The sequence below is a fragment of the Streptomyces silaceus genome (genome assembly GCF_001419745.1).
Classification (GTDB): Bacteria; Actinomycetota; Actinomycetes; order Streptomycetales; family Streptomycetaceae; genus Streptomyces; species Streptomyces silaceus.
The window spans coordinates 1-6030 of record NZ_LIRJ01000549.1 but is presented as its reverse complement, the minus strand read 5'-3'; the positions used below and the strand labels follow the sequence as shown (position 1 = coordinate 6030).

Here is a 6030-nt window from a genome sequence, read left to right as displayed (position 1 = left end):
TCGTCGTCCGCGAAGACGGCGGGCAGCTGCTCGCCGAGCGGATGGGCGGACGCCAGCTCCGGCAACGAGCCCCGGGACGTGGCCGCCGGTCCCGGTCCCGTCGCCCCCGTCGACGCCGTCTTCGTGAAGGACATCGGGGACTTCGCCGTGTTCACAGTGCTCCGTGCGTGCGGCTCCGTCATCGTGCCTCGATGACGCGGACGCGGTGGTCGAAGGGGAACAGCAGGGCGGACGGGGCGAGTTCGATGCGGTCCGTCGCGTCGCCGCGCCGGGCCGTCAGCGGGTCGGCCGGGTGCAGGAGCACCTCGTCGACCAGCTCCACGCCCGGCACCCGCTGGAGCGCCGCGAAGATCTCGCCGGCCCGCAGCGGCCGCCCGAACGGCCAGCCCTCGCCGTGCGCCCCGCCGGTCAGCGGGTCCAGGTAGGCGTAGAGGGCGTCCAGGGCGTCGGCCCGGACGCGCTCCGCCTGCGCGGCGCGGAAGGAGTGCAGCGTGGCCACGACCGTGACGCCCTGGTAGAACGGCGGGCCCACGGCGAGCCGGGTCCCGATCGGGCGGCGCTCGTCGAGGAAGTCCGTGACGCGGGAGAGGAGTTCCTCGCCCGGCACGAGCTGCTCGAAGCGCAGCCGGCCGCCCCGGTCGGGCACCGCCTGCGGCACGACCAGGACCCGTACCGCGTTCTCGCCCGCCTCCGCGGCGTCCGCGGCCAGGCAGTGGATGCGGGCCGTCTCGGGCGCCGCCCGCCGGGCCAGCTCCTCGTAGTCGCGCGCGGTGACCGCTCGCTCCTGCGCGCGCAGCGCGATCGGCGCGCGGACCTTGGCCTCCTGCACGGTCTCGCCGTCCACCCCGCCGCGCGCCGCCTCGCGGTTCTCCACACGGGCGACGTACGGAATGGAGCTGCGCAGGACCTGGATGGCGCCCCGCGCCACATTGCCGGTGCGGCCGCCGCCCGTGCGGTAGCGGGTCGCGCGGATCGCCGCGCCCTTGGCGGGTACCGCGCCGAACTGCCGCAGGGAGCCGTCCGGTTCGCGCACGGCGGGCCCGAAGGCGATCTCGCCGGTCGCCGCGTCGAGCGTGACATGGCGGTCGTACGGACCGGAGGACGCGAAGTGGTCCACGACCTCCCAGCGCACCCAGCCGGTGCCGCCCGCGCCGTCCTCGGAACCCTCGCCGTCGCCGCTCCCGGAGTCGTCGAGACCCTCGATGTTCTCCGCGATCTCCAGGAGCAGCGGCGGCCGGTCCGCGACCACCGGCGCGTGCGCGAGACGGACCCGCTGGCCGGGCACGCCCGTGGAGTCGCCGAGGAGTTCGTCGCGCACGACGTCGGCGTGCGCGACGGCCGTCGTGCCGCCGATGGTGAACGCGGACGCGGACCGCACGGTCGGCGACGAGCTGTAGAAGGGCTGGCCCTGCGCCGCCTCCACGACCCGGCAGCGCACCCAGCCCGCGTCCTGCCGCCCGATGCGCGAGACGAGGTGCCCGGCCGGGATGTGCAGGATGACCTCGCCGGGCCGGTTGAGGCCGCCGGTCGTGTCCTCCGCCACCTCGCACACGGTCCAGCCGTCCGCGGTCCACGCCTCCCACACCAGCGGGGGCTGGCGCGGGTCGACGCCCACGCCGTCGACGCGGCTGTCCAGCTGCAGTACGGCCGCGCACCGGGGCACGGCGGCGCTCAGCCCGAACAGGAGGGTGTCGCCGGGCCGCGGCGACGTCGCGAACACCGCCACGTCGTTGCCGCCGAAGATGTCCTGCCCGCAGTCCTGCGGCGTGCCGCCGGACTCCTGCCGCAGCACGGACTCCAGCTCGCAGGGCACCACCGTCAGATCCGCCTCGGTCGCGAAGGCCACCGCCTCCTCGGTCTCCGTGCGGCTGGTCGCCACCTCCGTGCCCGCGGGCAGGACGACCGGCTCGGGCTGCGGCGCGGACAGCCAGAAGGTGACGTCCGCGCGGGCCGAGGACGGCGGGAAGAGCGTGACGCCGAGCAGGTCGAGGAAGGCGAGGTGGTTCTTCTCGGGCACGCGGTTGAGGCGGTAGACGACCTGGTCGGCCATGTGCGCCACCGCCTCGACGAGGGTGACGCCCGGGTCGGAGACGTTGTGATCGGTCCACTCGGGGCAGCGCTGCTGGATGTACCGCTTGGCGTCGTCGACGAACTGCTGGAAGCGCCGGTCGTCGAGGTGGGGTGCGGGCAGGGCCATCGGACTTCAGACTCCGCTCTCTGATTCCGTGGACGGGATCACATAGAAGGGAAAGACGAGACTGCGCGGGTTGTTGGTGCCGCGCACGGTGTAGCTCACGTCGATGAACAGGACGGACGGGTCGTCGGGCGCCGGACTGACCTCGACGTCAAGGACCTCGATGCGCGGCTCCCAGCGGTCGAGCGAGGAGCGCACCTCGTACCGGATCCGGCCCGCCGTCGCCTCGTTGACCGGCGCGAACACCAGGTCGTGGACGGCACACCCGAATTCGGGCCGCATCGGCCGCTCGCCCGGCGCCGTGGCGAGCACGAGCCGGATCGACTCGTCGATCTCGCGCTCGCGCCGCGCCAGCGCGATGCCGCCGCCCGCGTCGATGCGCAGCGGAAACGTCCAGCCCGCGCCGACGAACTGTTCACTCATGTCCGGTGCTCCCCTTGAGACGCATGTCGCCCGACTTCCTCACGCCCGCTAGAAGGGCAGGCCGTTGCGCAGCACGGCCGGTGCCGTGAGCGTGACCGTGGCCGCCGAGCTGACGGCGGCCGGGCCGACCGCCGTGGCGGTGAGCGCGCCGGCCGCGTTGAGGGTGACCGCGCCCGCCGCGGTGAGCGCGACGGCACCGGCCGCCTTGACGCTGACCGCGCCGGTCGCGTTGATGTCCGCCATGCCGCCCGCGTTCACCCCGAACTTCGCGCCCGCCTTGATGTCGACCATGCCGCCGGCGCTCATCGTCAGCGACCCGCCCGCGGTCAGCGACAGGTTGCCGCCCGCCCGGATGCTGACGTTGCGGGTGCCGGAGATGGACACGGAACCGTCGCTGCGGATGGTCACGCTGGTCTTCGTCTCGTCCATGTGGACGGTCAGCCGGCCGTTGCCGGTCTGCAGCCGGATGCCGCTCTTCATACGGGACTTGGCGTCGACGAGTTCCATGGTGTGACCGCTGCGCGAGGAGATCGAGCGCCAGTTGACCCGGCCGCTGGTCGGGTCGATCGGCTGCAGCCCGTCGGTGTTGGGCGTCGGCTTGTCCCTGCCGTTGTACAGCCCGGCCAGCACGTACGGGTGTTCGAGGGAGCCCCGGTCGAAGGCGACGAGCACCTCGTCGCCCACCTCGGGCATCATCAGACCGCCGCCGCGCACCCCGCCGAGCTGCGCGATGCGGCACCAGTCGCTCTCGTACGTGTCCGAAAGCCACGGGAAACGCAGCTTCACGCGGCCGAGCTTGAGCGGGTCCTTGGCGTTGCTCACCAGCGCCATGGCGACGCCCGGCATGGGCGGCGCGGCGTCCGAGCCGCCCGAGGCGAGCCCGTACAGCGAACGGAACTGCCGCCCCGACACCGTCAGCCAGGTCGTGAACTGCCGTCCCGACTCGAAGACGTGACGCACCCCGGTCGCGGTGTACTTGCCCTCGAAGGGGAAGCCCGCGCCCTTCAGCGCCACCGGCCGCCCCGGCCGCAGGTCCGGGTTGCCGGTGACCGCGACCTCGATCTCCGCGAAGGAGCCCGCGACGTCGTCCGCCAGCGACCGCGCGGCGTGCGTGACCTGGGCCTGCGTGGTGTACGGCGTCTGCGTGCTCATCAGCTCGGCCTTGCCGAAGGGCTGCGAGAGCTGCGCGGGCGTGATGTCCGCGACGATGTCCTTGCTGGTCACCGCGGGCGACTTGGCGGACAGCGCCCGCTTGGCCCGCATGTCCCAGCCGCGCGCGCCGGCCGAGGCGACCTGCCCGGCGGCGGTCACCGAGACCCGGCTGTGCAGCGCGTTGTGGCCGAACTCCAGGACGTAGGGGCTCTGCGCGGCGGGCGTCGTGTCGGACGGCGCGCCGGAGGCCGGGGCGAGCGTGGCGAAGCACAGCTTGCCGTCCTCGTCGAACGACAGGTGGGTGTCGTTCTCCTGGGCGAGCCGGGACAGGAAGTCCCAGTCGGTGATGTTCGGCTGCGTGGCCAGCTCGTACACCGTCGGGGTCGCATCGATCTTCCCGAGCTTGAGGCTGTTGAGACCGGCGATGCGGCGCACGATGTCGGAGGCCGTCATGTTCGGGTAGCCCTGCACGCGGCGGTTGCGCATCAGCCGGTGCCCGGGGTCGTAGCCGCGCACGACCAGCTGCTTGCCGCCGCCGTCCGCGTCCACCTCCAGGGCGGTCACCTCGCCGGTCAGCATGGGCTTGCCGCGCACGCCGTCCGTGAACGGGCTGAGCACGGCCTTCGCGCCCACCTTGATCTGCGGGAACTTCTCCAGGATGTCGCCGCCGGTGTCGACGAAGGTCAGCTGGAACGCGGACGGCACGTTCACGCTGGAGTCCACCCAGCCCTCGACGAGCAGCACGGCGAGCTTGTCGGGGAGGCGGGAACCGCCGATCTCGGCGTGCAGGACGCTCGTGTACGTCTTCTCACTCATCAGGACTCCACGTGCGGGGTACGGGTCTCGTCGGCGGCGGGCAGCAGCAGTTCGGTGCCGGGCCTCAGCCGCATCGGGTCGTCGATGTCGTTGGCCTCGGCGATCAGCCGCCAGCGGGTGGCGTCGCCGTACTCGCGCCAGGCCAGCGACGCCAGCGAGTCACCGGCGACGGTGCGGTGCACCCGGCGCGCGGAGAGCGCGCCGGACGTCGGGTTCTGCCCCTTGGTGGGCATCGCGACCTCGGTGAGCGAGAGCGCGCAGGTGGCGCGGATCGGCTCGCCGGTCGGGTTGAAGAGCGTGTACGTGGCGCTGACGCTGGTCACGTACGCCACGAACTGCACCGTGTTGAACGACCCCCAGGAGAACCGCACCCAGGGCGGCGATGGCCGCTTGGTCGTCACGCTCTGCGGTGTCACCTCGCAGCAGGACAGGAGCAGTTCCACCTGCTTCTGCACCTTGCCGGAGTTGGGGGTCCCCGAGGAGTCGAGGAAGACCTCCAGCTGGAGCGTGGCGGGCACGGACCCGGTGAACTTCGGCGGGGCGCCGCGCGTGTAGGCGACCGCCGGCTGGGTGCGCCACTCCGCCGACCGCGCCATCTGCAGCTGCGTCGGGTTGAACTGGAACTCCACCTCTCCGATCCGCCCGCCCATCGAGCCGCCGAGATCGGTGGGCGGCTGGTGGATGGCGAGCGCGGCACGGACCAGGCTGGCGCCTGCCTTGCCGCCGGTGGGCGCGGCCATCTCAGGCACCTCCCGCGTCGGTGAAGCCGTGGTGCGCGATCTCCAGCGTCTCGGTCGCCACGGACGGGCTGTCCGGGCTCAGGCTCGGCCCCTGCCAGCTCACGGGCAGCACCTCGACGAGCCCCCACTGCGCGACGATCGACCCGTCCGCGCGCAGCGCGGCGATCTGCGCGGTGGGCCGCGAGATCCCGGTCGCGATGGACGAGATCCACGCGGCCACGCGCGCGGTGTCGGCGGTCAGGGGCCGGGTGAGGCGGATGGTGGAGAAGGTCACGCGGGTGGGCAGCTGCCAGACGAACCCGTTGTTGCCGCCCTCCTGCCGCTGCTCCACCTCCACCTGGGAGGAGAGCCCTTCGCAGCCGTTGAACAGACCGAGGTCCTGGCCGTCGATGGTGAGCTTGAAGAAGACGGTCGAGCCTGGGTCCAGGGTCGAGGGCATGGGTTCTCTTCCGGGTTCGTTCCAGTGGTGGCGGTGGGTGGGCCTCAGCGGCCGTGGTCGCGGAGTCTGCCGATCCGCTCACGGTCGCTGCGGAGTTCCGCGCGCAGCAGCCGCGAGAGCGGGGCCAGCAGCCGGCGGGCCAGCTCGTCCAGCTCGGACGGGCTGGACTCGGAGGCCGGCGCCGACCGCGAGGCCGGTGCGTCCGGGGCGGGAGCGGCGGCGGGCGCCTCGGCCTGCGCGGGCGCACGGGCCACGGTGGTGCGGGG

At 73.0% G+C, this 6030-nt stretch carries 5 protein-coding genes and 1 pseudogene; all 6 read right to left on the bottom strand.

Features of this window, described 5'->3' with window-relative positions:
* Positions 1-178 precede the first annotated feature (178 nt).
* The gene (locus tag AOK22_RS36385; protein WP_055702950.1) at positions 179-2197 is read right to left on the bottom strand and encodes a putative baseplate assembly protein; all 2019 of its coding nucleotides are present in this window, start codon (positions 2195-2197) and stop codon (positions 179-181) included.
* Positions 2198-2203: 6 nt separating this feature from the next.
* Positions 2204-2617, bottom strand: coding sequence for a GPW/gp25 family protein (locus tag AOK22_RS36380; protein ID WP_055702949.1), 414 nt, complete (start codon positions 2615-2617; stop codon positions 2204-2206).
* A 48-nt stretch (positions 2618-2665) separates the two neighbouring features.
* Positions 2666-4585 carry a VgrG-related protein gene (locus tag AOK22_RS36375; protein WP_055702948.1) on the bottom strand — a complete coding sequence of 640 codons (1920 nt, stop codon included), beginning with the start codon at positions 4583-4585 and terminating at the stop codon, positions 2666-2668.
* Positions 4585-5325, bottom strand: a complete 741-nt coding sequence (locus tag AOK22_RS36370) for a CIS tube protein (RefSeq protein WP_055702947.1) — start codon at positions 5323-5325, stop codon at positions 4585-4587. Before AOK22_RS36370 ends, AOK22_RS36375 begins: the two co-directional genes overlap by 1 nt.
* A gap of 1 nt (position 5326) precedes the next feature.
* Entirely contained in the window at positions 5327-5764 is a 438-nt protein-coding gene (locus AOK22_RS36365) for a phage tail protein (protein WP_055702946.1), read from the bottom strand.
* A gap of 44 nt (positions 5765-5808) precedes the next feature.
* Positions 5809-6030 (bottom strand): annotated as a pseudogene (locus tag AOK22_RS36360) (hypothetical protein); the annotation flags it as partial.